We start from the raw sequence: 26342 nt of genomic DNA on the forward strand, positions 1-26342 counted from the left end.
CTGGCGGTGAGAGACGAGGGCCAGAGAGGAGAGGAGTGGGTTAGCAGGCAGAAGGCGAGGCGCAACGAGGGGGCCGGGAGTGGTTTCGTTCCAAGAGCAAGGAGCAACAGCTATGGTCGCACCAGCCCTGCAGAGCGAAGAAGCTCTTTTGAATCGTATCCGCAGGCAGCAGCTCGTCGAATCGCTGGAGCACATGAGTCCGCTCTATCTGGAAGGGATCAAGCGCATCCTGACGGTCTCTGCCGATACCGAGCTGATCAGTGCTCCGGCCTATTATCATGCTGCTGTGCATGCCCCCACCTTGAACGCCTTTGGCTCTGCTGTGTCCATTATTCAGGATGAGCTAGGGCACGCGCACATTGCCTATCGCCTGCTGCGCGACCTCGGTGTTGACACCGAGCAGCTCATTTTTGAGCGTGATCCGCGCCAGTTCAAGTACCCCTATGCCTTTGATGTGCCGCTTGATAACTGGGTAGAGCTGATTGTCGCCAATGCCTTCTACGACCGGGCTGGCTATGTGTTGCTCAGCGACATCTATCACAGCACCACCTTCGGGCCCTGGAAGCGGGCGCTGGTGAAAGTGGACAAAGAGGAGACCTTTCATCTGCGTCACGGCGAGCAGTGGATGCGGCGTCTCAATGCCACGCCGGAAGGTCACGAGCAACTGCAGAGGGCCGTCGACTGGATGTTTCTGCTAACTGTCGAATGGTTTGGCCTGCCCGACGATCTGAAAAAGCACAGCGAGCAGCTGGAGTACGGTTTCAAAGGGCACACCAACGACGAGTTGCGCCAGATCTGGATGTCGACGGCGGTGCCGCTCTGCGAAGAGCTGCAGCTAAAGGTACCTGCGCACTACGATCCAGAGCAGCAGAAATATGTCCTGGACTGCCCTTTCCCGGCCCATTTCGACGCCAAAGCCAAGCGCTGGCTATTGGAGGAAGGCCCCTGCAGCTGGGACGACGTACTCAAGCGCTGGAAAGCGCGCGGCCCGGCTAACGAGGAGTTTGTCGGTCTGATTCAGCGCGGCAAGCGCGAGATGCTACGTCTTTTGGAGCAAGAGCCATGACGGCGGTCTATCCATCGCTGCGTACGCATCCTGCCGACGATCCCAGTTGTCCGGCCCTCTGGGATGCCCTGCGCGAGGTGACCGATCCCGAGATCCCCATCAGCGTCGTCGACATGGGGCTGATCGTCGACCTGAAGCAGCACGGCGGCGTCGTCACCGTGAAGCTGACCTTCACGGCCCTGGGCTGTCCCGCTATGGATTTCATTATGGATGATATTCGGGAGCGTCTCTTGCGCGAGCCGGGGGTGCGCGAAGTGCGCATCGAGGTGGTCTGGGAACCCGTGTGGAGCAAGGAGCGGCTGAGCGAGGAAGGCATCGAGCTGATGCGTACCTGGGGGATCTCGGCATGAAGAGCATGAATAGCGATCCGCAAGCCCTGTCTGGCGCTGGGGCGGAAGCCGGCCTCGGCCCGGACCAGCCCCGACGTGAGGCCCTCAATGAGCGGCGCGTCTGGCATGTCTACGCACGGCGCAGGTACGATGAGCCGCTGCACGAGATCGGCAATGTGGTGGCCGACGATGTGGAGCTGGCCCGGGTCTATGCGCGCAGCATCTACGACGAGTTTACCTGGATCGAAATGGTGCTGGTGCCGCGCGATTGCATTGTGACCGTGATTGCTCCCTGACCCGCCCGGACGGCCTGGCTCGCTGGAGTGGAGGGACCCCTCGGCCTGGAAGGAGAGGCAGGCGTCGCTTCAGCGAGGTCTGGGGTACATCTGAAAAGGGCTGAGAGGACAGGATGGCCACGCCGCGCTATTGGAGACGGTTGTGGCTTCCTCCTCAGCTGCAAGGTAAAGTGAGCTTGGTGCTATGACTGGTACTGCTGCTGCACGCATCGATAACGCGGCGCTCTTCGCGGTGCTGGCCTCGCTGGCGGACAACAAGCAGGCGATGGGACGGCGCTATGCCTACTGGGCCAATGGAGCGCCCGCCCTGGAAGCGGCTGTGGCCGCCGCTGCGATGACTCAGGATGAGATCGGCCACGCGCGCACGCTGTATCCGCTGCTGGAAGATTTCGCTCAGGCCGCTGCTGACCCTCGCCAGGTGGCTCCCGAAACGCGGACGCTGCGCTATCATCTGGCCTTTCTCGATGGCGAATTCGCCAGCTGGTCCGATTTTGTGGCCACGAATTTCCTGCTGGATGGGGCGCTGACGACCTTTTTCGAGGCCGCGCAGCACTCGGCCTATGAGCCATTGCGGCAACGTGCCCGCAAGATTGTGCAGGAGGAACAGGTGCACCGCGCGCATGCTGAGGGCTGGGTGCGACGCCTGGCGAAGGCCGGAGGCGCGGTACGCCAGGCCCTGGTCTCCTCGCTGCAACGCCTGTGGGAGGAAACGCTCTGCTGGTTCGGCCCCGATGATGACCCGGTGATGAGCCAGCTCTATCGTGAAGGCTTCATCGATGCCCCACCGGCAGAGCTGCGCAGCCGCTACCTCCAGCGAGTGATGCCTCTGCTTGAGGGCCTCGCCATTGAGATGCCCGCCCGTTTCGATCCCGAGGGCAAGCGCTGGCTGCCGAGGGAGGCTCTTCCCTGGGAACGCTGGGAGGCCGAGAGCCGCCGCCTGCGTCCCGCTCTCCATGAGACGACGGGGGAGGGCCAGCCATGAGCGAGGAGACTGGTTCTGGGTGGGCACATGTTGAGGAACCCTCGCCCCGTAGCGGGCGACCGCGCTGTCCTTTCTGTGGCTCGACAGAGACAGAGCTGTTCTCTCTCTTCGGCCAGCAGCTGTTGACAGCGCAATATTATTGTAACAGGTGCCATACTCCATTTGAGTATATCAAGGGCGATGATGTCCTTGAAGATGCGAAGGCGAAGCTGACTTCGTCTGAGGAGTAGAAAGGAAGAGCTGCGATGACAACGACGACAGAGCGCGAGCGGACGCTGGTCAACTATAGTGTGAGCGACGGGGTGGCCATCATCGAGCTGACGAATCCACCGGCCAATACCTACAGCTATGAGATGATGCGCCAGCTTGATGAGGCGATCCTGCAGGCGCGCTTTGATGAGAACGTCCATGTGCTGATCTTGCGCGGAGCAGGTGAGCGCTTCTTCTGCGCCGGGGCGGATATCAGCATGCTCAATTCGGTCTCGCCGACCTACAAATACTATTTCTGCCTCCACGCCAATGAAACCCTGCTGCGACTGGAGCAGACGCCCAAGCTCGTGATTGCGGCCCTCAACGGTCACACTGTCGGCGGTGGTCTGGAGATTGCTCTGGCCTGCGATATCCGCATTGCGCGGCGCAATGCTGGCAAGATCGGCCTGCCGGAGGTCTCACTCGGTGTCCTGCCTGGCACCGGCGGAACCCAGCGCCTGGCGCGGGCTTTGCCGAAGAACAAGGCCATCGAGTTAATGACCGAGGGCAAGCTGATCAGCTTTGAGGAGGCCCAGGAGCTTGGCCTGGTCAATTATATCTATGAGTCTGAGAACTACTGGGAGCAGGTCATGGCCTACGCCAAGCGCTTCTGTCCACCTAATAGCGCCTCGCGCACGGTCGGTCGCATCAAGCGGGCTGTGCAGTCGGGCGCGGAGGTTGCGCTGGCTGAGGGCCTGGCTCTGGAGCGGGAGCTGCAGCAGCTCTGTTTCCAGAGCGAGGATGCAAAGGAAGGGCTGGCTGCCTACATCGAGAAGCGCCAGGAGAAGCATTTTACAGGACGCTGAGACCAGATCTCCATCGCCACGCCAGATAACCAGCCTCTATCAACGACCTGGCTCAGCGATGTAATCGGATCTGCCCGCTGTGGGAAGAGTGCGACGGCGGCAGCGCGGCTTGGCGTAAGGGCCTGTCTGCTCTGCGGTGGTGGTCGTGCTCTTCCCAATCCTACCGCTTTACGCCTGCGGTTCTGAGGTGCTACAATATTCCTCAGCTTCGGCTTGGCGTCTTTTTTTCGGCAGATGCAAGCAAGCAAGCAAGGAAAGACTATGGCGGAGATTCATTTGCGGGAGCGCGATGGCGTGCTCTGGCTCATTCTCGATCGCCCTCCGCTCAATATCTTGACGATTGCCACGCTGGACGAGATCACACGTGCTTTGCGAGCTGCTGCGCAGAAGCCGCCACGCCTGCTCGTCATCACGAGCGCGGGCGAGCGGGCGTTTAGTGCAGGCGTTGATATACGTGATCATCTCGATGGGCGTGAGCGAGAAATGCTGCGTGCGGTCTACGACAATTGCGCGGCTTTTGAAGAGCTGCGGAGCCGAGGAATCCCGACGGTAGCCCTGGTCAAAGGCTATGCCCTCGGTGGTGGCTGTGAGTTAGCGGCCCTCTGCGATACGGTCATCGCGCGCGAAGACGCTGTCTTTGGCTTACCCGAAGTGACTCTAGGAGTTTTCCCACCGGTAGCTGCCGCTTACTTTCCCTCTCTGATCGGCTATCAGGCCACCATGCGTCTCATCTTGACCGGCGAGACGCTTAAGGCAAGTGAGGCCTTCCGCCTTGGTCTGGTGCATCAGGTATTGCCGTCGCGGCGCTTCCTGAGCGAGGCCGAGGAGTTACTGGTGATGCTGGCCACGCTAGGCCGCTGCCAGTCACGGTCGTGAGAGCCTTCACGACGCAAAACCTCCCTCTGAACTTCTCCGCCACCGGCTTGGCTCCCTTGATTGCCAATGGACAGGCCAGCCCCAGGAGACGTAAACCCTGACCCTGACCCTGCTGTGGCCAGAGGAACTTTCTGACGGCTTTCAGCGTCCTTCCCATGAAGGGAAGGCAGCAGCCTCTGCGGAGCTGCCCTAGTGAGCTGAGCAATGCAGAAATTGTTGGGCGTAAGGAGATCATGTATGCGTCGTAGCAAGGTTTATGGTATTCGTTGCAGATCATGGTGGTTTGTCATTGTTCCAGCCTTAGTGGCGCTGCTGATGGGACTGAGTGCCTGTGGCACTAACGCCTCAACGACCAGTGCGGCCAGTCAAGCGACTTCCTCGCCGACGAAAAGTGTGTCCACACCCACGGCTACGGTTGTCAAAGGCTATGGCACCAGTCATGGCTGTCCCAGCGATGCGGTGGTCAATACGCCATTGCCGGCTCAGGCGGTGCTGGTGAAGAGCACACAGAACGGGCAGACAATCAAGGTGCGCCAGGGCACGCTGGTGGTCTTTGAGATGCCCTTTGGCCAGCGCTGGGAGACGCCGGCAGGCTCTCAGGGAGTACTGGAGCTGCAGCAGCCAGCGGGTTATGCCTCTCAAGAGACTCACACCTGCATCTGGCGCTATGTAGCCCAGGGCACTGGTCAGAGTGAAGTCGTCTTTACTGCTCGCGCGCTCTGTCAACCACATCAACTCTGCCCGCAGTATGTTCTGCGTCTCTCCTTCACCATTACTGTGCAGTAAAGCGTGTGGCGAAATAGAATGCTGAAGACGCCGGCGAGTCTGGCGTCTGGCGCAGCGCTCTACTTTGTCTGTCTGCTTCGTTAGAGAGCGTGGCTTGCCGCCGGAGCGACCTGGCCCTTTCCTGAGCTGTGCTCGTCGCTTGGACAACAAGGGGCCAGGAAATGGATCTTAGAGATCTTCTGCAGCCTGCTCAGTTCCCGGCCTGTCGGGGGCTGCAGGCGGTCGCTGTTCTGCATCAACATCAGGGTCGGTGTGGGCCTGGTGATCACGCAAAGAGGGAAGTCCGAGCAAGAGCCAGCGCATACTGAGTCCCTGGACGAGCAGCGTGAAGAGTACAACCGCACCAGTAGAGGCCAGGATGAGAGGACGCTGCGGCAGCGTCAGCGGCAGTGCCAGGGCCAGAGCGAGCGAAAGCGCGCCGCGTAGTCCTCCCCAGAAGATTACCAGTTGCCAGGCGAAAGGAAGCATGCCCTTGCGTCCGGCAATGGTCAGGCCGGAGCGAGCAGCCAGCAGCAGAACGAGCAACAGGCGTGCCAGCAGCACCACACCGATGGCAAAGGCTGCGCTCAGCAGACTGGCCAGAGTTCCCCCTGGCAGCGGTGGCAGCGCCAGCGGATTCAGCTGGACACCGATCAGCAGGAAAAGCAAGGCGTTGGCGATGAAAGCCACGACGCTCCAAAAAGTGTCGACCGCGGTGCGTGTGGCGACGGACATGCCGATGCGCCGGCCATAATTGCCGAGGAGCAGACCGGCCACGATCACTGTAATGATGGCCGAGAGGTGGAGGCGGTCCGCCAGCAGGTAGAGGCCGTAGGCGGCGAGGATCGTGAGGCTGATCTCGCTCAGGGCATCGTCGATGTGGCGGAGCAGTTGGCAGAGCAACCAGCCGCCGACGAGGCCCAGAATGATGGCTCCCCCGCCCTCTAACAGGAAGAGCAGCAAGTCCATAAGGGGCAGAGGCAGGCCCGCCGCGGCAGGCAGGCTTGGCTTCCCTGAAGAGGCCAGCAGGGTGACGGCCAGGAAAACCTGGTAGAGCGCGCCCGCCATGCCGTCGTTGAAAAGGCTTTCGCCCTCGATAATCACCGAAAGACGCTCGTCGAGTTGGAGCTGGCGGAAGAGGCTCAGCACAGCCACCGGATCGGTAGGTGACAGAATGGCTGCCAGCAGGAAAGCGGCTCCCCAGTCCAGTCCTTCCAGCCAGTGGAGCAGGGCAGCGATCAGACAGAGCGAGAGAAGCAGCCCCGGGCCCGCGAGAAAGAAGATACTGCGCCACTCGCTCTTGAGCAGTTGCCAGTTTAGTGACCAGGCCCCCTCAAAAAGCAAGGCTGGCAGGAAGACGAAGAGCACCAGCTCAGGGTCAAGCTGCAAGGGCGGAAGAAGATGAAGCGCGCTTAAGAGCAGTCCGACGATGACCAGACCCAGGGTATAGGGAACGGCGACCCGGCGTGTGACCAGGATGGTCGCAAGGGCAATCAGCAAGAAGAGGATAAGGTAGCTCTCCACCAGTGGAATCGGCATCTAAAGCGGCTCCCCCTTTCTTCAGACGAAGGGCAAGCGTGCCCGTCTCGCTGCGCGCCTGGCTCGCTCTGTTCCCCTCTGATCCGGCTCGGCCTGCCCGTGCTGAACTGGGTCTGATCCGCCTGCTTCAGCCAGCGCAGGCGTTGCATGGGCGTAGAGGCAGCAGGAGGCAGCGCAGGGAAAGCTGGCTCTACATTGAGCGGAGCGGGCAAGACAAGACAGCGCGCAAAGAAAAGAGGAATGCCGGGGCCGACCAGACTTCCCGGCACTCCTCAGTTTATGAGCGAGAACGCAATATGTGCTTCCGATACTTATCCACTTTAGTATAGGAGAGGATAGCTGGTGCTGGCAAGGGGGCGCTGCGCCCAACGGGGTGCTGCAGATTGGTTGAGCGTGTGACCAACCCTTTCCAAGCGGCCAGGCCATGAAAGCAGATGGGAAGGGGAGGCAAGAATTTTCAGAAAGATCCCCGATCCGCTTGTCAGTGACGACCTCCTCTTCTATAATGAGGGCGGCAATTATTGATCTTTAAGGAATTATCCTATGGACGTTGAGGGAGCATACACACTCCAGGCAACACCTGAAGAAGTATGGAAATGCCTGATGGATCAACAGATTCTCCGCCAGGCTCTGCCCGGAGTGGAGCACCTGGAGGCCCTGGACGAGAATCGCTATGCCATCAGGCTCGCTGTCAGGCATGCACCGCTGCGAGGCAGTTACGAGGGGATGGTCACAATCTCTGATCAAGACTATCCTCACTGCTATCGCATCGCCGTCGAAGGTGAGAGCCGCCACGGCCCGGTGCGGGGAGAAGGTTGGGTGCGTTTGCTGCGGCGCGAGCACAATACCGTTGTCTCCTATCAGGGAGTCTTGCAGGTAGGGAGGACTGGTCTCTTGCCCGCGCCCGTGCTGCGCGGCACAACCAAAATGCTCATCCAGCAGTTCTTCCTGGGCCTGGCGGATCAGCTGCGCGCGATGCGCCCGCCTGAAATCGAGGAGGCTGCCGAGTCAGCGGCCCAGCCAGACCAGGTGAGCGCTCAGCATCAGGAGAGGGCATGGTCGCCAGAGATCGTCAATGCTGCTGGATCAGGTCTACAAGCCAGGGGGAGAACGCCGCTCCATAGTCTGGTGCGCCGTCTTCACCTCGGCGGTGGTGACCCGCGAGCAGAAGAGCGCTGGGTTCAGACGATCCGCCGTACGGCTATGCTGGCGGTCTTGCTCTTGCTCGTCTGGGTAGGAACCAGGCTGCCACGGCGGTAGTTGTGCTGGCTTGATGGCCCACCCGCCAGGTTCTCTGTTCCGGTTCTCAGGTCGGTCAGGTATTGGGAAGAGGGAAAGGCGACTTTCCTGGCCTCTCATCGCGCTTCCTGATCTGGCGCTGCCTGGTTCCTCTCCTCTCTATCCGCAGGGCGAGCGAGCGTAATCGGAGCGGAGAACCTGCTGGCAGCGTGCGGCAAACACCACACCAAGCAAAGGCGAGGGTGTCCGTCAGTTGCTCTCTCGCCATGCTATTGATGTGCTTACTTGCGGTCATCTGCTGCTCTGCCCTGCCAGACGCTGCCAGAGATCACCCTTCCTTTTCTTCCTCTATTGATCGCTGTCTTGTTCTCCGCCACCTGATTGCTCTCGGGCTGCTCTAGAAGCAGCCAGTTTGCCTTATGGGCTTTGCTTTGTTCCTGTCTTCTGACCGGAGGCTTGTCCAGCGGCCTACTGGCGATGGCCGAGGTAGGTGCGTACGCACAGCGTGAAGAGCAGGTAGCCCAGATAGAAAGCGATCAGGTACTGAAGGAGATCGAAGACGCCCGCTAAGGGGCTATCCCAGACAATGTAGCCGCTTGCCGTCGCCGCGCGGGCGTAATCGAAGAGTGCGCGCAGCAGAGGCGTAGCTACCAGGAGGGCAATCGCTACCCACTGCCAGGAATGGCGACGCCAGAGCAGCCAGATGGCCAGATAGCCAATGCCCCCGTAGATAAAGATATCAGGAATATAGAAGGGCAGAGGCAGATGGAGAACCAGGCCCGGAAGCGTATAATGCCACAAATGGACATAATAGGCCAGGAGATCGGCCAGCATATTGATCACTGCCATCCCGAGGCCGCCTAACAGTGCCGCCAGCGTCGGCACGCGTCCGGGCCGGGTGAAGAGCAGCACGGCCAGGTAGACCACCAGGATAAAGGGCACATCCAGCACAAGATAGGCTACCAGATCCATCAAGGGGAAAGAACCTCCCAACGCTGAGTCAGTTGTAATATTATGGTAAAAATTTCGCCACTCTGCCAGCCGCCGGCGTTACCTGCGAGCGCAGTTGCAATCGCAGTCGCAGCGCTGGCAAGGAAGGGAGCCTTCCCATGCATATCGTACCCCTGCGTATTGCGCTAGCGCAGATCAACGTCACGGTCGGCGACCTGGACGGTAACGCCGAGAAAATCTGGACGGCTATGCGTGAGGCGCATCAGGCAGGTGCGCACATTGTCTGCACACCGGAGCTAGCGCTTACTGGCTATCCGCCCGAGGACTTACTGCTCAAGCCGGGCTTCGTTTCTGCGAACCTGCGCCGTCTGCAGTGGCTTATTGAGCGTAGCCAGGAGCTGCCTGGCCTGACAGCAATCATCGGCTATGTCGATCGTGACGAAGACATCTACAATGCGGCAGCGGTCATAGGCGATGGGCGCCTCTACGGCACCTATCATAAACACTATCTGCCGAACTACGGCGTCTTCGACGAGTATCGCTATTTCCAGGCCGGGCGAACGGCGCCGCTCTTCCTGATCAATGGCGTCCATGTTGGCATTACGATCTGCGAGGATATCTGGTATCCGACTGGCCCTTTGACTCTGCAGGCCCATGCTGGTGCCGAGGTGATTATCAATATCAATGGTTCGCCCTATCACGCCGGCAAGCGCCATTTCCGTGAGCAGATGCTGGCAACGCGAGCCGCCGACAACGGCCTCATTGTGGCCTACCTGAACCTTGTTGGTGGACAGGACGAACTTGTTTTTGATGGCGGTAGCATGGTGTTCAATGAGCAGGGCCGGCTGATAGCCCGCGCCAAACAATTTGAAGAAGATCTCCTGGTCGTTGATCTCGACGTCGCCTCTGTCTTCCGCTCGCGGCTGCACGATCCCCGCCGGCGCCAGGAGCGACTGGAGCTGCGCCCCGAAGAAGTACCCGTGATTGTAGTCTCATCTGAGAGCACGTCTCCACCAACGCTGAGCGGGCGCCCGCTGCTTGGCACCGGCCAGCGTATCGAGCCGGCTCTGGAGCGGCTGGCGGAGATCTATGCGGCCCTCGTCTTGGGAACGCGCGACTATGTGCGCAAGACCGGTTTCAGCAAAGCGATCGTCGGACTCTCGGGAGGCATCGACTCCTCCCTGACGGCAGTCATTGCCGCTGATGCTTTGGGACCCGAGAACGTCCTCGGTGTTTCTATGCCTTCAGCCTACTCCTCCGAGGGGAGCAAGACCGATGCCCGGCAACTGGCGGAAAACCTGGGCATCCAGCTGATCACTGTCCCCATTGAAGAGATCTTCCGCACCTCGTTGCGCGTCATGGCGCCGGCCCTGGGCGAAGGCGACCACGGCCTGGCCGCCGAGAATCTGCAGGCACGTATTCGCGGCAACATCCTGATGACCATTTCCAACAAACTGGGGCCGATTGTGCTCACCACTGGCAACAAGTCGGAGATGGCCACTGGCTACAGCACTCTCTACGGCGATATGGCCGGCGGCTTCGCCGTTCTCAAGGACGTACCCAAGACCCTGGTATACGAGCTGAGCCGCTACCGTAATTCATTGGGTGAGCGCCCGGTCATTCCGCAGGCAGTTTTGGAGAAAGCGCCCTCAGCCGAGCTGCGTCCGGGCCAGAAGGATACTGATAGCCTGCCGCCCTATGAGCTGCTTGACCCTATTCTCCAGGCCTATGCTGAGGAAGATCGCAGCTTTGAGGAGATGGTGGCGATGGGTTTCGACCCGGCCCTGGTCGAGCGCGTCATGCAGCTTGTCGATCGGAGCGAGTACAAGCGCCGTCAGGCTCCGCCGGGGGTGAAGATAACACCACGCGCTTTTGGGCGCGATCGTCGCCTACCGATTACCAACCGCTACCGCGATCGTCCCGAAGCATAGGGACCGGTGCAGTACTGCCGCTTCCCGAGGCGACTGGCGTCCTGTGCCGCTGAGCGCCAGCCCTGTGCCCCTGACCGATGGGCCGAGAGCAACCGGTTAAAAAAGCTGTCAGGCACGTTCCTTCTATAGAGGTTATCCGATCTGGTATACTTAGAACTACCAACCGGTGCTTTGATCGTCCCAGTGAGTAGCGCAAGGGCCGGGCTGCAGGAGGGGCCACGGCTGACGAGGTGGGGGCTGTTCGGACAATCAGCGGGGAGCCCCCAGGGGAGATCACTTCCCTGTGAAGGGAGCGTACAAAACTGGCTGGTAACGGCCAGGACAAAACGCTCTCAGTGATATAGCTGGAACAGGGCTATTCTGGGCGGAAGAAAGCATCGTCCAGGCACCGGGGACGACTTTCCGCGACAGCCTGGAGCAAACCTGTTCTCTCTATACCACATCACAGACGGAAAGGATACCCTGCCTCATGTGCGGGATTATTGGCTACGTCGGTGCCGCTGGCACCGATGTTACTTCCATTTTGCTTGACGGGCTACGTCGACTTGAATACCGGGGCTATGACTCTACTGGCATCGCTGTTCTGACTGCCAGTGGTGAATTGCAGGTCTGTCGCCGCGCAGGCAAGCTGGCCAATCTGGCGGCAGCGGTTGAGAATGGGGCTCGTCCCGCCCCCGGTTCACTGGGTATCGGCCATACCCGCTGGGCCACCCACGGGCGCCCCAGCGATACTAACGCCCACCCGCATGCCGACTGCGATGGGCTAATCACCGTGGTGCATAACGGCATTATCGAGAACTATGCCGAGTTGCGCCAGCGTCTGGAACAGGAAGGCCACAGCTTCCGCTCCGAGACCGACACTGAGGTGCTGGCTCATCTCGTCGAGCGCGCCTATCGAGGCGAGGCGCAGGGTGATCTGCTGGAGGCCGTGCGTCTGGCGCTGCAGCACGTGCGCGGCTCCTACGCCATTGCCGTCCTCTGTCGCGAGCAGCCACAGCTCCTGGTTGGGGCGCGCTACAACGGCCCCTTCCTGGTAGTGGGCCTGGGCGAGCGCGAGCACTTCCTGGCCTCCGATATTGCCACCTTCCTCAAGTATACGAGGCGCGTCGTCATCATTGACGAAGGGGAGCTAGTGGCGCTGCGGCCCGAGGGCCTCACCATTCAACGTCTGGATGGCACCTTTGTCGAGCGGGCCCCGACCACCGTCGAGTGGGACGCCGAAGCCGCTGAGAAGGGGGGCTACCCTCACTTCATGCTCAAAGAGATTTATGAGCAGCCAGAGGCTCTCAAGCGCTCGCTGCTGGGGCGCGTTCGGGCTGGTCAACTATACCTGCCCGAGTTGGAGACGCTCCAGCGCTCAGGGGCCTTGGAGAAGGTCAGGCGCATAGTCATCGTCGCCTGCGGTACCTCCTATCATGCTGGCCTGGTAGGCAAATACGTCATCGAGCGCTGGGCGCGTCTCCCCGTCGAAGTCATCACGGCGGGCGAGTTCCGCTACGCTGATCCTCTGGTTGGACCGGACACCCTTTGTATCGCTGTCACCCAATCGGGAGAGACCGCCGATGTGCTCGTCAGCACGCGTCAGGCACGGGAACAGGGGGCGCCGGTCGTGGCCATTACTAACGTGGTGGCCAGTGCTGTGACGCGGCTGGCCGACGCTGTGCTCTATATTCAGGCGGGACCGGAGATCTGCGTCGTCGCCACCAAGACTTTCATCGCCACGCTGGCCCAGCTCTACCTGCTTGGCCTCTTCCTTGGACTCCAGCGAGGCACCCTACATCCCGAGCGAGTCGCCGAGGTCTTGCAGGCCCTGGAGCAGCTGCCAGCGCAAATTCAGCGGATTCTCGACCGGGCTGCGGCAGCGGATGACCCCATTGCGCCACTGGCCCGCGAGCTGGCTCCGCTCCACAGCGTCATGTTCATCGGGCGCGGCGTGGGTTATCCGACGGCCCTGGAGGGCGCTCTCAAGCTCAAGGAGGTTTCCTACATCCACGCCGAGGGCTTTCCTGCTGGAGAACTCAAGCACGGCTCCATCGCCCTGCTTGATCCCGAGACGCCGCTGGTGGCCATCGCCACGGCCTCGCACGTCTACGAAAAGGTGGTCAGCAACATGCAGCAGGTGCGTGCGCGTGACGCGCGTGTAATCGCGGTGGCTACCGAGGGAGACGAAGCCATTCGTGAACATGCCGATGTGGTACTCTACGTACCGCCGACGCTGGAAGAGCTAAGCCCGGTGCTGGCGGCGATTCCCCTCCAGCTCCTGGCCTATCACACGGCGGTTGCTCGTGGCTGCAACGTCGATCAGCCGCGCAACCTGGCGAAGTCGGTCACAGTGGAGTAGCCAGGGGATGCCTGGTCTGGAGCTGCCAGCGCAGTTCACTCGCCAGCCGGTCTGATGATCCTGCCGTCTGGCATCCAGGGGGACAGCCGGGCAGTGCCGAACAACAAGGGTCCGCTTCCTTTTAGGGGAAGCGGACCCTGTTCGTTGCGAGATGGTTGCAGCCGGAGGATCGTGAAGGAAGAAGTGTCGCAGGGTTAAAGGGTAAAGAGAATCTGCTCAGTGCAACAGTGGGCATTGCCGGCTGCTGGGCTGCTCGGAGCGAGACTATACCTGATCCGTGCATAGCTGGATCAGATGCCCATAATGCGATAGACGTAGTTCTGGGTTTCGGCTGGCATGCAGCTCAGCCAGGCGCCGCCACAGGCGTTCAGGGCGTTTTGCAGGTTGCCGGAGCCAGCGTTGTAGGCGGCCAGGGCTTTGGCGTAGTCGCCGCCGTAGCTGCGGGCATAGCTGGCCATCAGACGAGCAGCTCCGCGCAGGGCCTCAACTGGATTCCAGGGATCAATGCCCAGGCCAGCGGCGGTACTGGGCAGAAACTGAGCGATGCCCACGGCGCCCGCGGGCGAGACCGCGTATGGGTTGAAGCCGCTCTCGACATTGATCTGACGCACGAAGTAGACAGGCGAGATGCCGGCGTCGAGGGCAGCTTGCTGGGCGACGAGGACATAGGGGCTGTTAGGAATGGTCATGAATGGCAGATTGGCTGGATTAAAATTGAAGACCGGCGTGCCTCCTCCGTTGTTGGCGTCCGCGGGTTGCTGGTGAGCGGCAATCTGCCAGGCAGTTTGCTGATTCTGAATCCACTCTCTGATTCCGCCGAGGAGAGGGACGGCGTTTCCCCCGGCCAGCGGTGAGAGCGTAAGCATCGTCGCCAGGATCGCCATGACCAGCACTGTGAAAATAATGCCCTGACGCTGGCGGACGCTCAGACGGCGTGGATTCACCGGCTCCTGCACTGGCTGCCGGGGACGCTCGGCGGGAATAACCACCATACGGCGTGGCTGCTCCAGCGTCGCTTGCAAAGCGGTGAGCAGATCAGCTAGATTGCCAGTGGTCTGAGGCTGACGCGGCAGCTCAGCGAGCTGGTCGGTCGTCACTGAGCCTTCTACCAGGACCGATGTTGACAGTGGCTGAGAGGCCACAGCGGGTGGTGAGGCTGGCAAGGCTGTTGACTCGGACCCCGCACCTGGGGAGATGGCCAGGTATTGATCGGTCGTCGGCGTCAGCTGCCTCCGCAGCGGCTCCGTGGTGAAAGGAGCAGTGGCACCGGAAGCACCGGGCTGGCCTTGAGGGAGCGAGCGGCTGGATGTTGTGGAGAGCGGCCCGGTCGCCGGCAAAGAAAGCGGCCCAAAGGGGGCGAACTGACGAGGGACCTGCTCACCAGGCATGGCTGTGGTCTGCGTTTGGAATGGAGCCTGTACTCCTGAAGCCGAACCTGCTAAGTGCACTCCTTGTGCCTGCTCGCCCGCCGACTCAGACTCTCCAACATCCTGAAACGGCGGGAACGGGCGAAACTGCGGCATGTCTGATCAACCTCGCTGCTCTGCTGACGTTTTACCTGGTTGTGAGTCTACCTGCATAGACCAATGTGTGTCAATTTAGCCACGCGCAGGAGCAGCGCAAATTAGTACCAAACTCCCAAGCACCGGCCCCAGTCTTAACCCGGACACTCGATCTGATCCAGATAGAGCTAATGCCGCTAATATCAAATAAAGGGCAGGGCTGAGGTCCGCTCAGCTTCAGCTGGCTGATAGCCGGGCGCCTGTCTCGGAGGCGCTGGCCCCGAGCAGCTCGCTGGCCTGCCAGGCGCTAAGGTTGAGGCGCAATGCTGTGAGAATAGCCTGCTGGGTTGGCGTTGTTGCCTGGAGCGAGCTATCTGGTGGCTGCCTGGAGAAGCCCACATAGAGCAGAGTGCGGGCCAGGCTGAGCGCTTCATAGTAGTTGGCGGTGGCCAGAGCCTCTAAGAGCACAGGCAGGGAGAATTGCAGGCGCCGGCGCGGCAGCAGGCGCAGCAGATCGCTGCTGTCAGCGACGACACTGTTACGCGCCCAGGGCAGGGCATCGTAGTCGCTGGCAATGGCCTGGGGGCTGGCGATTGCTCTGACGAGCAGACGCACGGCTCGCTGAGGAGCCTCGGCGCGCAGCAGGCGTGTCAGCGCGCTGGCGGCCCCCAGGCGAACGATGGGAGCCTCGTGAGCCTTGAGCAGGGCTGGCAGACGGGTGCGCACGGACGGCTGATCGCCAGCAAGCTGCGCCAGGGCGAAAGCCAGCCCTGCTCGGGCGCGGGGCTCCTCTTCCTCTTCCAGGCGGCGCAGAAGGAGGGGCAGCAGCTGCTTGCACCCCTCGGGGAGCCAGGAACTCAGATAGAGACTATGCAGGCGCAGCTGAGGCTCGGGGGCCTCCACTAGCTCCAGATAAAGGGGCAGGCCCTGTAAGAGGGCGCGGCGCAGGCTCTCTTGCGCGCTGGCCGTACCTTCCGCACTCGACAGCGCTGACCGATCGCACCGATCGCGGGCCAGCTCGGCCAGCAGCAGCACGAGCGCAGCCCGGTCCGGCAGCTCCGGCTGACGCAGCAAGTTCAACAGGGCCGTCGCAATGGTTGCTTTGTCTTCTTCCGACCAGTCGCTCTTAAAAAGCCGGTAGAGGATAGCGCTACGGTGCGGCAGATCGTTCCAGGCTAGCTGCTGGACCAGAGAAAGTGGCGCCGCGAGCGCCCCGGCTTCGCTTGGTGTTTTCTTCTCGCTCTTCATGGTGGGCTCAAGCTGTCGCGTGGTGGGCCATCTTCGAAGCCGCCTATCCTGCCCATGACTGGCAGAGCAGGCACAATATCTTGAACATATTTTCAGGATCTCCCTCTTATTCTCAGGCCGCCCGGCCAAAACGGAGAGGGTAATAAAGAACCAGACAGACTTAGATGATCAAGAGGCGCTGATCAGGTGGAGAAGTGCCGACAGTGGGGCAATCAGTCAAGCCGGGTCGATGATGAAAGCAGAGGTCAGCGTCGGTTGCACGATTAATTGACGATAGATCTCTCCCATGTGCTCAGGAGAATAGGGCATATCATGCTCGATCCACCACTGGATGAGAGCAATGGAAGAAGCAACCAGATGGTGGGCGGCAATTTCTGCTGGCACCGGGCTACCCGGACGCGGCTTGTTCTGGCGCAGGACGTTTTCGCTACCGCGCTGAATCACATGTTGAACAAGCGAGGCCGGCCCGCGACTCCCCAACAAAACCCGCACTACTTCGCTGTGGTCCGCCACATAGCGAAAGATGAGCTGACCGACAGCCGCCGGCTCCTTGCCCGACTGTTGCCCAAACAGGATCTCCAGCAGCTCGTTAATGACTACATCTGCTGCATCACGCAGTAGTTCATCCTTATCGCGATAATGACGGAAAAAGGTAGCATAGCCGATATCTGCGCGCTCGGTGATGTCACGAATGGTGATGGCATCGTAGCCTTTCTCAGCAATCAAAGCCAGTAGTGCCTGGGCCAGCAAGTTCTGCGTGCGCTTCACGCGCCGATCCCGGACGTGCATGCTCGGATATACGCCTCCCCCAGTAAAAAGGACTGCTCGCCGCGCCATAACCAGCAAACGGCAGAGCTTGCCGCCTGTACCGTGCTATTATAGCACGTCCGGCCAGAAGGCGCGCGCCGACCCTCAGCAGCGGGCCGGCCTCTCGCCTCCCCCCTCCCACAGATTTGATATTATGAATATACTATGATATACTATGTATCATAAAGGGCGAAGGTCAGAGACCCAGCTTCATGAAGTAGAGGTCCAGAGATGAGAGGAGAGGCCAACAATGGAGAACAGCATTGCAGCACCTGAGCGAGAGCCGGAGCCAGCGGAGCAAAGTGCAGAGCGGCCCTGGAGGGGGGAGCAAAAGACGGCGCGTTGTTTAGAAAGAGCTGAGCCGGCGGTTGAGTGCGACCAGGCGGGAGTCTGGCACGTACGCGCCTTCAGAGAGGCCAGAGCTATCCTGCGCAGCAATGCCGCACGTCAGGCTGGTTTTAAAGCCGAAGTATTGGCGCGGCTACCTCGTCTGATGCGCCTGCCGCTGCTCTTCAGCGACGGCCAGGAGCACCAGCAACAGCGGCGGCAGACGGCCCGCTTTTTCGCGCCGCGCGTCGTCAGCGAGCAGTATCGGGAGCTGATGGAGGTCCTAAGCGAGCAGCTAATTGAGAAGCTACGACGGCGGAGGAAGGTCGACCTGAGTCGGCTGACGCTGGAGATGGCTGTGCGCGTCGCTGCCGAGGTAGTAGGTTTAACCGACAGTCTGCTCCCGGGCATGGCGCGCCGGCTGGAAGCCTTCTTTCGCTATCCCATTCAGCACCTCAGTCCTGACCCACGGACCTGGCTCAATTTTCTGGGCCTGCAGTGGGCGGTTCTACGCTTCTACTGGCTAGACGTGCGCCCGGCGATTCGGGTACGACGCCGGCAGCCGCGCCAGGATGTCATATCTCACCTGTTGGCCCAGGGCTATAGCGAGCGAGAGATTCTGACGGAGTGCGTCACCTATGGTGCTGCCGGCATGATCACCACGCGCGAGTTCATTGGCGTGGCCGCCTGGCATCTGCTGGAGCAACCGGTCCTGCGCCAGCGCTTTTTGCAGGCTCCGGCGGAGGAGCGCCTCGCCCTACTGGAGGAGGTGCTCCGCCTGGAGCCTGTAGTGGGCCATCTCTATCGTCGAACCAGCCAGGAGCTGATACTCGCCGGCCCTGCTGGGGAGGAGCAGGCTCGTATTCCAGCGGGGGCCTTGATTGACCTGCACATTTATGCCATCAACGCTGATGAACGTGTTGTAGGAGCGCAACCACGGCGGCTCTGCCCGGGGCGGACCCTGCATGAAGAGCGCGTTGCGCCCTCGCTTATGGGTTTTGGCGACGGCGTGCACCGCTGTCCCGGGGCGCCCATTGCCTTGCAGGAAAGCGACATCTTCCTGCGGCGCCTGCTGGCCCTGCCGGGACTACGCCTTGAGCGTCCGCCCCGGCTGCGCTGGAACGAGCTGATCTGTGGCTACGAGCTGCGCGATTTCATGGTCTCACTAGACGAAGAAGGTGGCTCCTCGCCTCCTATGGAGATGGAGAGCGCGGCGACCCGCGAGCCTTAAGCCTTCTGCAGCACGTAGCCGGCCTCCAGCAGGGCTGTCCCCTGGTCCTGGCCTGGCGTGACCGCGGAGCGTGTGCGCGCGCTGCGTGCGGTGCTGGACCGTGCCAGACGGGCGCGCAGACGCTCCTGGCGCGCCACCGTCGTCGGCAAATATGGCTCCATCGCCCGGATGGCATTCAGATAGACCTGCTGCTGCTCCCGAATCACGCCGTCCGGTCCCAGCTCCCACCACTCGCGTGGCGTAAAGTAAGCCGAAACCTCCGCCTCGGGGCCGCTGCGCCCAAACCACTGGATCAGATGCAGATTATCGGACTGGGCCAACCAGATAGCCAGATCGAGCAGCTCTGGATTCTCCGTCAGGCGCGCCATCCCGTAGACCTGGCCCATGAGCTGAAAAATCGTTTGCTGGGCGCTATTGCCCAGGAAAAACTCCATGCCGCCGCTGCCAGCCCAGGTCGTCGGATAGACCGGTAAGGGCAGATGATAGGCGCGCTGCTGGAAGCGGGCGATCAGCTCGCTGGGTGTACGCGTCTGCACGCCACGGCGGGCCAGCTCGGCGGGCAGGGCGCGCATAAACTCGAAGATGCCGCTATCGACGCGATGGTGCTCGCCGAAGGTCTCATAGTCCCATCCGAGGAGCAGGAAATCGCCCCAGGTATGGGCAATCCAGTCGGCGTAAGTGTCAGCATAGAGCGGGTAGCCCGACCATGAGCGATTAGAGAAGCGATAGCCCACATCGTCGCTCAGATCGAGATGACGCGCCAGCAGATAGGGGCCGCGCTCGCGATCACCCACGACGGTGTTGCGGCTGCGATGATTGCCACTACTGCGCCGGCCTGGAGCCGTCGGTGGACGGTAGGCTTGGGGAGGCAGCGCATAGGGCTGCTCCTCGGTGTAGTGGTAGAGATGGGTGCTCTCGCGCCAACCCAGCACCCAGGGGCGGCCATCCATCAGGGCCCCACGGAAGCCGGCCAGGTCCAGCGCATGATAAATTGTCACCGACATGCACATCTCAGTCGTGTCAGTGACCTGCGGGCGCTTCCCAAAGATACGCTCGATCTCATCGGCCATCCATTGCATGCGGGCAATGAAAGCCGGCAGGTCAAGCAAAAACAGGAAGCTGTGGTACGGCTCCACGCCGATAATCTCCACATTCTCATGCGCTACCAGTTCGCGGAAAAGGTCCAGCAGGGCGGGGTCCCAGGCTTCGGCTTGGCGCAGAAACGAGAGCGAGAAGCCGATCGAGAAATGGAGGCCCTGGCGCACCAGGTCCAGAAACATGCGTGTTGCCGGGTAGTAGCAGTAGGTGGCCACCTTACGAAAGTAGCGCTCGTTCATGCGCTCATCGAAGAGGCAGCGCACTATATCCTCGATCGAGGCGCCCCGCGGAATTGGCTGCGCGGGCAGCTTGAGACGGCGCGGCTGATGCACCACGGTATAAATGGCAAGCTCAGCAACCATAACCCGAACCCCTACTTCAGCACGATGTTCTGTTTTCGTGCCAGAAACTCCAGCTTACTGATGAGATTTTCAATGACCTGGTCCCAGAGGAATTGCTCAGCCGTGCGGAAGCCCGCGCAGCGGATGCGCTCCTGCTCCTCGGGATGGCGGCCCAGATGGAGCAGATAGCCGACGATCTCATCGGGATCATCGGTCTCGGTCACAATGGCGTTTTCAAAGGAGATGGCGTAGTCCTCGCCGGTGCAGCCGGTGACGGCGATGCCGCGGGCGGCCATCACCTCCAGGGCTACCAGACCGAATGGCTCATGACCGCTGTTGGCGAGGGTGGCATCGGCGGCGTGATAGATGCTGCGCACGAACTCCTCGGGCAGGAAGAAGCGGAGATTATAGATGTCGGCAGGGCCGGCGTTGGCAACCGCCTCGATGCACTGCTCCAGAGTGGGACGCTGGGCGATAACGTCGCGGATCACCAGCCCACGATGATAGGCATGACTGAGCACCTCGGCCCCATGCGGCTCGATGCCGCCCCGGACAAAGAGGGTCACAGGGTGGCCACTGTGCTTGAGACGGGCGACCGCTTCGATGGCCATCATCCAGCGCTTATCAGGATCGAAGCGCCCAATCTTGAAGAGGAAGAGACGCCGCGGGTCGCCCTGGCGCGCAATCTCACGCAGGCGCGTGGCGATGGCCGGATCGACCGGGGCCAGGTGGCGGGCCGGGATGCCGTTGGGGATCACCAGCGGGTTGACGCCCAGCTCCCACATCTTGTGCTTCATGTACTTGCTGACCGTGCAGAGCGTGGTCACATAGCTCAGGCGGCCCCAGTTGATGCGATGCAGCGACATCAGACTATTGAGGTTCCAGAGCATCAGGACGCGCTGGCGGATGCCAAACCAGTGGAGCAGGTCGGAGATGCGACACATCACCTCGGCAGTATGCCAGTCTTCGCCCATGATCACCACCAGCTTCCCTTGTTCGACCGCCGGGCGCGCGATTTCCTCGTAGATGTGCTGGGGAACGCTCTCGTTATAGTCGTAGAGCTTCTGCTCCTCACCATCATAGACGCCGTTGGGATAGTATTTGCTGACCCACTGCGACCAGCGTTTCAGGATCAAGCGACCGTCGACGCGTCGCTCCACCGGGGGCTTGTAGGGGTCACCGATGAAGATGAGGTGAGTGGTGTAGCCCTGAGTGGCCAGGGCCTCACTCAGCTCAGTGACCCGTGTACCCAGGCCGCCGGCGGTCGAGTAGACGTCTGGCCCCTCAAAGCATAACAGCACAAAAAGTGTGTTCTCTGGCGAGATAGCTCCCTCTAGTTCAATCATAGCTGGTCTGTCCTTGTTGTGTTCTGTTCTAGTAAGAAGAAGGGCTGGACTGAATTTGACTTTTGGCTTGCTTTCGCTTCCCGTCACCTTGCTGAGAGGCTGGCATGCTGACCGGCTAGGGCCAGAGCGACATGAGCCAGGGCGACATGGCTAAGCAGTCAGCAGACCCAGCCACGACCAGAGCGGTCGATCGATCGGTCGGTCAGCAGACAACTGGTGCACCTGGTCCTGCTGGCGCTATAGGTGTGCCCTCAGTTCCTCTCTCCTAACCTGCCAGCTCTGTCGGCCAGCCGGCCTGTGGGCGATGAGCAGGGCGGCGACCGCCGTTGCGTTGCTGCCCGCCTGGCCCGCAAGACAAGGAAACGAGCCGAGAAGCCTTCGATCGGTCTCGGTCTTCCATTGCGATCCCGTGCGTAGTCGGGCGCGATGAGCGGCTTTGCATCAGCATGCCTGGCGCACGTGCACGGCATGAATGGGTGGGCGCGTGCGCCTGCGTGCATGTATGAATCGTCTATGAGTGGGGTGACTGCGGCTGTGTGTCGTCGACACTCCTTCCTTGGGCTGTCGTCGCTGGTCCGTCAGAGGGAGAGGCGAGGCTCTCCTTGGGTTGCACCAATGTCTACCCTGGCTGCGGGCCGATGGGAAGAGACGGCGTCTTTGCTCAAGCTGGCCTTGCGTCTGGCCTAGAAGCGGGCAGTGCTGGAAACATCGCCTCTGCTCATGTCTAGTATACCATCTCCTCTGCAACAGCAATCGGCCAATTCTCTCATGGTCTAAGCCCCCTCCTCTTGACTGCGGCGACGGCTCAGGTGGGACAGGCTTTAGCTTTGGCCTGGCGCTGACGTCTTCTTAATATTAGAGGCACTGCTCAATCAGCTCTGAATTGCGCTTCACTTATGGTGAATGGCCATTTCCGCTTTCCATGTAGGAATTCTCTACAGAAGCACAATTATCAAGTGAGGTACCTTGTTGAGAAGCGATGAATGAGGTGCCGCCACAGCTCAGGAGAGCGAAGGAATGATGTGTGTGAAAGAAAGCGCTGACGAGAGTGAACTTGAGCCTGGGACACGGCTTGGCAACTATTCCCTGATCCGTCAGCTGGGGGAAGGAGGGATGGCACGTGTCTATCTGGCGCGTCAGATCTACATTGAACGTCTAGTTGCCATCAAAGTGCTGCGTCTGCGGACCTCGCTCCAGGAGGCTGAAGAGCTACGGCGTGAGGCCAGCCTCCTGGCCGGGTTGCCGGCTCATCCTCACATTGTGCAGATCTACGAGTTCGGCTTTGCTGGTCCTGTGCCCTATCTGGTGATGGAGTATGCCCCCTATGGCAGCATGCGCAGCTACTGTGGAAGTGGGGTCTGTCTCTTACCGCGCGAGGCCTGTCGCTATCTTCTACAAGTGGCGGCGGCCCTGCAGACCGTGCACAATTATGGGCTAGTGCATCAGGATGTCAAACCTGACAACCTGTTGCTGGCCAGACCGAACCATCTCCTGCTGAGTGACTTTGGCATTGCTGCCTCGCTGCGCCTGGCGCGTCTGAGAGCGAGCCGCACACTGGTTGGCACCGCGGCCTACATGGCGCCTGAGCAGTTTGAGGGGCGGCCCAGCATGGCCAGCGACCAATATGCCCTGGCGGTAGTCCTGTACGAGTGGCTCTGCGGGACGCCGCCCCTGGTTGGCTCATTTATTGAGCTGCAGCAGCTCCATCAGCGCAGAATACGGCTCCCCTCTCCGCGGGAGCATGTGCCTAGCCTGCCGCCGGCCATTGAGCCGGTGCTGGAGCGGGCACTGGCACGCGAGCCGCGACAACGCTATCCCAGCGTCTGGGCCTTTGCCAGGGCCTGTGAGTGGGCCTTGCTGGGAAGGGGATCAGTATGACTGACGACCACGGTATGCACGAGCCGGCGCCGTGGCCAGCCTGGCTCTGGCTAGCTGTGGCCAGGCTGGGCTAGGGGAGTCCAGTCGGTTCCGGCTAGTCCTGTTCAGGAAAGGAAAAGAAGGCGCCGGGCCGGGACCGGTTGTTAGCTGTGGATGTGGGCGAAGAGATCATTTTCGCCCGGCAGATCGGGGCCGACGCGTGTAGCGGCGAGCTGGTAGCACTCGTACCCCCGCCAGCGGCGCTGGATCTCCTGGGGAATGCGGGCCATGATCCCCACGGTCCCGAGCTGTGTCCGATGGCAGGCCCAGGCGCGGTCTTTGAGATCGAGCACCGAAGACACATCGAGAGCGACGCTGATCTGCTCATCGGGAATGCCGAGCTGATCGAGGTCGCTGCCGCGCAGAGCAGTCCCCTCTAAAGAAAGATCTTGCTCTTTGAGCCATTCGGCCAGGGCCTGAATGCCGCTCCTTGGAAAGCCGGTATAGTAGAGCTTCGAGACGGCGTGAGCCGGTCCTAGTTCGGGATACTGGGCCTCGTCAGCGGCGGCGTAGAAGGCGCCGGTGACGTAGCGGTAGACGGCGATATGGTCGGGATGGCCGTAGCCGCCGGTTTCGTCGAAGGTCACCATGACCTGGGGGCGGAAGGCGCGAATAATGGCGACCAGCTTGCCGATGACGTCGGCAGGGGGCGCCTGGATGAAGGCTCGCGGATCATTATTATCTGGCGTGCCCGCCATGCCTGAGTCGCGGTAGTCGAGAAACCAGAGGTGCCGAATGCCCAGGACGTCGGCGGCGGCGCGCAGCTCTTGTTCGCGCACCTGGCCGAGGTTCTCCGGCGTGGCGAGGACAGGATCAGCGATTTCTCCTACTTCTCCCCGCGTGGCGCAAACCAGTCCGGTCTCAACGCCTGCCTGTCCGTAAAGGATGAAGGCACCGCTCATGCTCCCTTCATCGTCGGGGTGGGCAAAGACGCCCAGCAGTCGCCGTGTTGCCATGTTCTCTCTATCCTCTTTGTACGAGCTAGCTGCGTGGAACCTGCTCTACTCTAGCACCGCCGCCGCCTGCTGTCAATTGTAGGCGCCGATCCACTGGCTGGCTGGCTGGCTGCAATGCTTTTCGCCTATCCCTAAAGGTTAGAGGAGGAGATTGCAATAATACTCTATCTTTTCGGAGAAAAATGTGGTACACTGAACGGGGTGAGGGCCTGCGGCCATCGCAGCCTGCCCTTATGCTGGCAGATGACCGGTCGGGTCCGGCGGCAGCAGGGAAGCGCAGATCGCAAGGCGGCAGGTCTTGGCCAGCTTGCTCGTTTGCTTGTTGGCTGGCTGGCTGGCTGACTGGCTGGCCTGGTAGGCTAATCCATTCTGGGTGCTTGCTGCCTGCTTAGTTGCCTGCCTGCTTTTTTTTAGGCGAGCTGACTTTGTGCAAGGAGAGAGATTGATGACGAGAACGTTGCTAGATAAAGAGCTACAGGAGTTGGATGAGCAGATCAATCAGCTTGGCGCGATGGTTGATGAGGCGCTCAAGAACGCGCTCGATGCCTTGAGGACGGGAGACCAGGCGCGCTCGGGCATGGTCATAGAGGCGGATGCGCGTGTCGATAGCTTGCGGGCGGCTATTGAGGAGCATACGATCCGGCTGCTGACCCTCCAGCAGCCGCTGGCGGGGATGGACCTGCGTTATCTGACGGCGGCTCTCTCGATCGCCGGGGATCTGGAGCGCATTGGCGATGGGGCGGCGGGCATTGCCACCATCATTCTGCGCATGATGCCGCTGCGGGCAGAGGCGGCCTCGCAGGTGGAGGTCGATAGCCGTCTGGCCGATGGAGACACTGGCAATGGTCCTGGGCCGGCTCAGGTGGCAGGGCGGCAGGAGCATCATCGCGGCGTCAGCGAGGCCTCGATTATGCAGGGCATTCTTGACCTGGGCCAGGAGGCGCGACGGGTGCTGCAGGGCACAATGCAGGCTTTTGCGCAGCGCGATGCGGCGGCGGCCCGTCATCTCTGGCAAGAGGATGACGTGGTCGATGTGCGTTATCATCTAGTGCGCCATGATCTGATGGCCATGCTGGCGGGGGCGCAGGCGATTCCCGCCCTCCAGAGCGACCCGCGCATTCTGCAGCGCGCGACGTACTTGCTCTGGATCGCCCACAAGCTGGAGCGCGTTGCTGATCACTGCACCAATATCTGTGAGCGCATCGTCTTCATCGTCGAAGGCGAGGCGGCAATTGCTGAGCGCGAGCAGGAGTGAACTAGCTGACTAACTGACTCTGGCGGGAACTGTGGACTGGGCAGGCTCCAGCGGGGCCTGCTCGTTGCACGTCTCGGGCGACTGTGCTACACTGAGACTCATCCATCCATCCGTCCATCCATTCACTCACTTACTGACCTGCCTGCTGGCCTTGTGAGGGAGGATGCACTGTGTGGGCGACGCTGGAGCCTGTGGAGGTACCGCCGTGCAGAGCAGGAATATCGGCGAGAGAGGCATATTATGCTGGATGAGGTTCTGGAGCATAATCAGCGCTTTGTGGCCGAGCATCAATTGTCGCCGCTGAGCCATTTGCCCCGGCGGCGGACGGCAGTGGTGACCTGTATGGACTGCCGTTTGGTGGGCCTGCTGGAGCAGGCGCTGGGGCTGGAGCGCGGCGATGTGGTTGAGCTGCGCACGGCGGGGGCGACGGTGGCCGTGCCTGGACGTGAGGGGGAGGGAGTCAATAGTGATCTGGTCCGCTCGTTGGCGGGGGCTATCTATTTGCTTGGCGTGCGTGAGGTGCTGGTGATCGGTCATACAAACTGTGGCCTGGCCCATGTCGATCCGGCGGCCTTGAGCGGCTCGATGCAGGCGTTGGGGGTGGAGCCGCAGGATCTGATTGAGCGCTATGGTCTGGGTGACCAGGCCGGTCTGGTGCGCTGGCTGGGGGCCTTCTCCCAGGTGGAGGAGAATGTGCGCGAGGTCGTGCACTTTATTCGCAACAGCCCCTTCCTGCCCAGGTTGCCGGTACATGGCCTGGTGATCGACGTGGTCAGCGGCAAGCTGGAGCTGGTCGACCGCGACACGCGCCCGGGGCTTGCCAGCTAGAGCTGGTGCAGCTGTCTACTGAGGGATGAAGGAGCGCTGGCGTGGCTGGCGCTTTTGTCGGGTCACGCCGCTCCAGACCCTGGTGCGCCTCCGCAACTGATGCGTCGGGCATAGTG

Annotated in this window: 22 protein-coding genes; 14 read left to right on the top strand and 8 right to left on the bottom strand. The window is 61.2% G+C overall.

What is annotated here, in order from left to right; all coding sequences use genetic code 11:
- Positions 1-112 precede the first annotated feature (112 nt).
- The 7 genes from IRZ31_RS01580 to IRZ31_RS01610 all read left to right on the top strand — a co-directional run bounded on the left by IRZ31_RS01580 (position 113) and on the right by IRZ31_RS01610 (position 5390).
- Positions 113-1066 carry a Phenylacetic acid catabolic protein gene (locus IRZ31_RS01580; RefSeq protein WP_297148830.1) on the top strand — a complete coding sequence of 318 codons (954 nt, stop codon included), beginning with the start codon at positions 113-115 and terminating at the stop codon, positions 1064-1066.
- Entirely contained in the window at positions 1063-1416 is a 354-nt protein-coding gene (locus IRZ31_RS01585) for a metal-sulfur cluster assembly factor (protein WP_297148832.1), read from the top strand. Before IRZ31_RS01580 ends, IRZ31_RS01585 begins: the two co-directional genes overlap by 4 nt.
- Positions 1413-1691, top strand: a complete 279-nt coding sequence (locus tag IRZ31_RS01590) for a hypothetical protein (protein WP_297148834.1) — start codon at positions 1413-1415, stop codon at positions 1689-1691. Before IRZ31_RS01585 ends, IRZ31_RS01590 begins: the two co-directional genes overlap by 4 nt.
- Before the next feature lie 184 nt (positions 1692-1875).
- The gene (locus IRZ31_RS01595; RefSeq protein WP_297148836.1) at positions 1876-2673 is read left to right on the top strand and encodes a Phenylacetic acid catabolic protein; all 798 of its coding nucleotides are present in this window, start codon (positions 1876-1878) and stop codon (positions 2671-2673) included.
- Between the two features lie 245 nt (positions 2674-2918).
- Positions 2919-3728: an enoyl-CoA hydratase/isomerase family protein gene (locus tag IRZ31_RS01600; protein WP_297148837.1), complete on the top strand. Its 810-nt coding sequence runs from the start codon at positions 2919-2921 to the stop codon at positions 3726-3728.
- Positions 3729-3989: 261 nt separating this feature from the next.
- A complete protein-coding gene (locus IRZ31_RS01605; protein ID WP_297148839.1) occupies positions 3990-4604 on the top strand; it encodes an enoyl-CoA hydratase/isomerase family protein in 615 nt (204 codons plus the stop codon).
- A gap of 237 nt (positions 4605-4841) precedes the next feature.
- Positions 4842-5390, top strand: coding sequence for a hypothetical protein (locus IRZ31_RS01610; protein WP_297148841.1), 549 nt, complete (start codon positions 4842-4844; stop codon positions 5388-5390).
- A 168-nt stretch (positions 5391-5558) separates the two neighbouring features.
- Here the strand turns inward: IRZ31_RS01610 and IRZ31_RS01615 are convergent, their stop codons facing one another.
- Positions 5559-6908, bottom strand: coding sequence for a sodium:proton antiporter (locus tag IRZ31_RS01615; RefSeq protein ID WP_297148842.1), 1350 nt, complete (start codon positions 6906-6908; stop codon positions 5559-5561).
- Positions 6909-7451: 543 nt separating this feature from the next.
- On the opposite strand from IRZ31_RS01615, the gene IRZ31_RS01620 reads away from it, so the two are divergent.
- On the top strand, positions 7452-8168 hold the full coding sequence (locus IRZ31_RS01620) for a carbon monoxide dehydrogenase subunit G (RefSeq protein ID WP_297148844.1): 717 nt from the start codon (positions 7452-7454) through the stop codon (positions 8166-8168).
- 447 nt (positions 8169-8615) lie between these two features.
- On the opposite strand, the gene IRZ31_RS01625 is transcribed toward IRZ31_RS01620, so the two are convergent.
- Positions 8616-9122: a hypothetical protein gene (locus IRZ31_RS01625; RefSeq protein WP_297148846.1), complete on the bottom strand. Its 507-nt coding sequence runs from the start codon at positions 9120-9122 to the stop codon at positions 8616-8618.
- A 140-nt stretch (positions 9123-9262) separates the two neighbouring features.
- On the opposite strand from IRZ31_RS01625, the gene IRZ31_RS01630 reads away from it, so the two are divergent.
- Both IRZ31_RS01630 and glmS read left to right on the top strand, forming a co-directional pair.
- The gene (locus tag IRZ31_RS01630; RefSeq protein ID WP_363325622.1) at positions 9263-11029 is read left to right on the top strand and encodes an NAD+ synthase; all 1767 of its coding nucleotides are present in this window, start codon (positions 9263-9265) and stop codon (positions 11027-11029) included.
- Between the two features lie 469 nt (positions 11030-11498).
- Positions 11499-13370, top strand: coding sequence for a glutamine--fructose-6-phosphate transaminase (isomerizing) (gene glmS / locus IRZ31_RS01635; RefSeq protein WP_297148850.1), 1872 nt, complete (start codon positions 11499-11501; stop codon positions 13368-13370).
- A gap of 290 nt (positions 13371-13660) precedes the next feature.
- On the opposite strand, the gene IRZ31_RS01640 is transcribed toward glmS, so the two are convergent.
- The 3 genes from IRZ31_RS01640 to IRZ31_RS01650 form a co-directional block, all read right to left on the bottom strand.
- On the bottom strand, positions 13661-14758 hold the full coding sequence (locus tag IRZ31_RS01640; protein ID WP_297148852.1) for a lytic transglycosylase domain-containing protein: 1098 nt from the start codon (positions 14756-14758) through the stop codon (positions 13661-13663).
- Between the two features lie 351 nt (positions 14759-15109).
- Entirely contained in the window at positions 15110-16120 is a 1011-nt protein-coding gene (locus tag IRZ31_RS01645) for a hypothetical protein (RefSeq protein ID WP_297148854.1), read from the bottom strand.
- 216 nt (positions 16121-16336) lie between these two features.
- Positions 16337-16909 (bottom strand): TetR/AcrR family transcriptional regulator, encoded by a 573-nt coding sequence (locus tag IRZ31_RS01650; RefSeq protein WP_297148856.1) that lies wholly within the window; start codon positions 16907-16909, stop codon positions 16337-16339.
- Positions 16910-17177: 268 nt separating this feature from the next.
- Here IRZ31_RS01650 and IRZ31_RS01655 point away from each other — a divergent pair, with 268 nt between their 5' ends.
- Entirely contained in the window at positions 17178-18485 is a 1308-nt protein-coding gene (locus IRZ31_RS01655; RefSeq protein ID WP_297148857.1) for a cytochrome P450, read from the top strand.
- Here the strand turns inward: IRZ31_RS01655 and IRZ31_RS01660 are convergent.
- A complete protein-coding gene (locus IRZ31_RS01660; protein ID WP_297148859.1) occupies positions 18482-19945 on the bottom strand; it encodes a glycoside hydrolase family 57 protein in 1464 nt (487 codons plus the stop codon). The genes IRZ31_RS01655 and IRZ31_RS01660 overlap by 4 nt on opposite strands.
- Before the next feature lie 11 nt (positions 19946-19956).
- A complete protein-coding gene (locus IRZ31_RS01665) occupies positions 19957-21270 on the bottom strand; it encodes a glycosyltransferase family 4 protein (protein ID WP_297148861.1) in 1314 nt (437 codons plus the stop codon).
- Between the two features lie 1017 nt (positions 21271-22287).
- Between IRZ31_RS01665 and IRZ31_RS01670 the strand changes: the two genes are divergently transcribed.
- Positions 22288-23148 carry a serine/threonine-protein kinase gene (locus IRZ31_RS01670; protein WP_297148862.1) on the top strand — a complete coding sequence of 287 codons (861 nt, stop codon included), beginning with the start codon at positions 22288-22290 and terminating at the stop codon, positions 23146-23148.
- A 143-nt stretch (positions 23149-23291) separates the two neighbouring features.
- Here IRZ31_RS01670 and IRZ31_RS01675 read toward each other — a convergent pair whose 3' ends face one another.
- Positions 23292-24143 carry a PIG-L family deacetylase gene (locus tag IRZ31_RS01675; RefSeq protein WP_297148864.1) on the bottom strand — a complete coding sequence of 284 codons (852 nt, stop codon included), beginning with the start codon at positions 24141-24143 and terminating at the stop codon, positions 23292-23294.
- A gap of 445 nt (positions 24144-24588) precedes the next feature.
- Here IRZ31_RS01675 and IRZ31_RS01680 point away from each other — a divergent pair, with 445 nt between their 5' ends.
- On the top strand, positions 24589-25398 hold the full coding sequence (locus IRZ31_RS01680) for a PhoU domain-containing protein (protein ID WP_297148866.1): 810 nt from the start codon (positions 24589-24591) through the stop codon (positions 25396-25398).
- 240 nt (positions 25399-25638) lie between these two features.
- Positions 25639-26226, top strand: a complete 588-nt coding sequence (locus tag IRZ31_RS01685) for a carbonic anhydrase (protein WP_297148867.1) — start codon at positions 25639-25641, stop codon at positions 26224-26226.
- Positions 26227-26342: the final 116 nt, after the last annotated feature.

Source organism: Thermogemmatispora sp. (genome assembly GCF_019683635.1).
Taxonomy (GTDB): Bacteria; Chloroflexota; Ktedonobacteria; order Ktedonobacterales; family Ktedonobacteraceae; genus Thermogemmatispora.

What these genes read in the sequence shown, in the direction of transcription:
- IRZ31_RS01595 (WP_297148836.1), top strand. Translation starts at nt 1,876, where the DNA reads ATGACTGGTACTGCTGCTGCACGCATCGATAACGCGGCGCTCTTCGCG.
- IRZ31_RS01600 (WP_297148837.1), top strand. Translation starts at nt 2,919, where the DNA reads ATGACAACGACGACAGAGCGCGAGCGGACGCTGGTCAACTATAGTGTG.
- IRZ31_RS01615 (WP_297148842.1), bottom strand. Translation starts at nt 6,908, where the DNA reads ATGCCGATTCCACTGGTGGAGAGCTACCTTATCCTCTTCTTGCTGATT.
- IRZ31_RS01660 (WP_297148859.1), bottom strand. Translation starts at nt 19,945, where the DNA reads ATGGTTGCTGAGCTTGCCATTTATACCGTGGTGCATCAGCCGCGCCGT.
- IRZ31_RS01665 (WP_297148861.1), bottom strand. Translation starts at nt 21,270, where the DNA reads ATGATTGAACTAGAGGGAGCTATCTCGCCAGAGAACACACTTTTTGTG.
- IRZ31_RS01645 (WP_297148854.1), bottom strand. Translation starts at nt 16,120, where the DNA reads ATGAAGAGCGAGAAGAAAACACCAAGCGAAGCCGGGGCGCTCGCGGCG.
- IRZ31_RS01580 (WP_297148830.1), top strand. Translation starts at nt 113, where the DNA reads ATGGTCGCACCAGCCCTGCAGAGCGAAGAAGCTCTTTTGAATCGTATC.
- IRZ31_RS01685 (WP_297148867.1), top strand. Translation starts at nt 25,639, where the DNA reads ATGCTGGATGAGGTTCTGGAGCATAATCAGCGCTTTGTGGCCGAGCAT.
- IRZ31_RS01585 (WP_297148832.1), top strand. Translation starts at nt 1,063, where the DNA reads ATGACGGCGGTCTATCCATCGCTGCGTACGCATCCTGCCGACGATCCC.
- IRZ31_RS01655 (WP_297148857.1), top strand. Translation starts at nt 17,178, where the DNA reads ATGGAGAACAGCATTGCAGCACCTGAGCGAGAGCCGGAGCCAGCGGAG.
- IRZ31_RS01675 (WP_297148864.1), bottom strand. Translation starts at nt 24,143, where the DNA reads ATGGCAACACGGCGACTGCTGGGCGTCTTTGCCCACCCCGACGATGAA.
- IRZ31_RS01650 (WP_297148856.1), bottom strand. Translation starts at nt 16,909, where the DNA reads ATGCACGTCCGGGATCGGCGCGTGAAGCGCACGCAGAACTTGCTGGCC.
- IRZ31_RS01620 (WP_297148844.1), top strand. Translation starts at nt 7,452, where the DNA reads ATGGACGTTGAGGGAGCATACACACTCCAGGCAACACCTGAAGAAGTA.
- glmS (WP_297148850.1), top strand. Translation starts at nt 11,499, where the DNA reads ATGTGCGGGATTATTGGCTACGTCGGTGCCGCTGGCACCGATGTTACT.
- IRZ31_RS01680 (WP_297148866.1), top strand. Translation starts at nt 24,589, where the DNA reads ATGACGAGAACGTTGCTAGATAAAGAGCTACAGGAGTTGGATGAGCAG.
- IRZ31_RS01590 (WP_297148834.1), top strand. Translation starts at nt 1,413, where the DNA reads ATGAAGAGCATGAATAGCGATCCGCAAGCCCTGTCTGGCGCTGGGGCG.
- IRZ31_RS01640 (WP_297148852.1), bottom strand. Translation starts at nt 14,758, where the DNA reads ATGCCTGGTGAGCAGGTCCCTCGTCAGTTCGCCCCCTTTGGGCCGCTT.
- IRZ31_RS01670 (WP_297148862.1), top strand. Translation starts at nt 22,288, where the DNA reads ATGATGTGTGTGAAAGAAAGCGCTGACGAGAGTGAACTTGAGCCTGGG.
- IRZ31_RS01610 (WP_297148841.1), top strand. Translation starts at nt 4,842, where the DNA reads ATGCGTCGTAGCAAGGTTTATGGTATTCGTTGCAGATCATGGTGGTTT.
- IRZ31_RS01605 (WP_297148839.1), top strand. Translation starts at nt 3,990, where the DNA reads ATGGCGGAGATTCATTTGCGGGAGCGCGATGGCGTGCTCTGGCTCATT.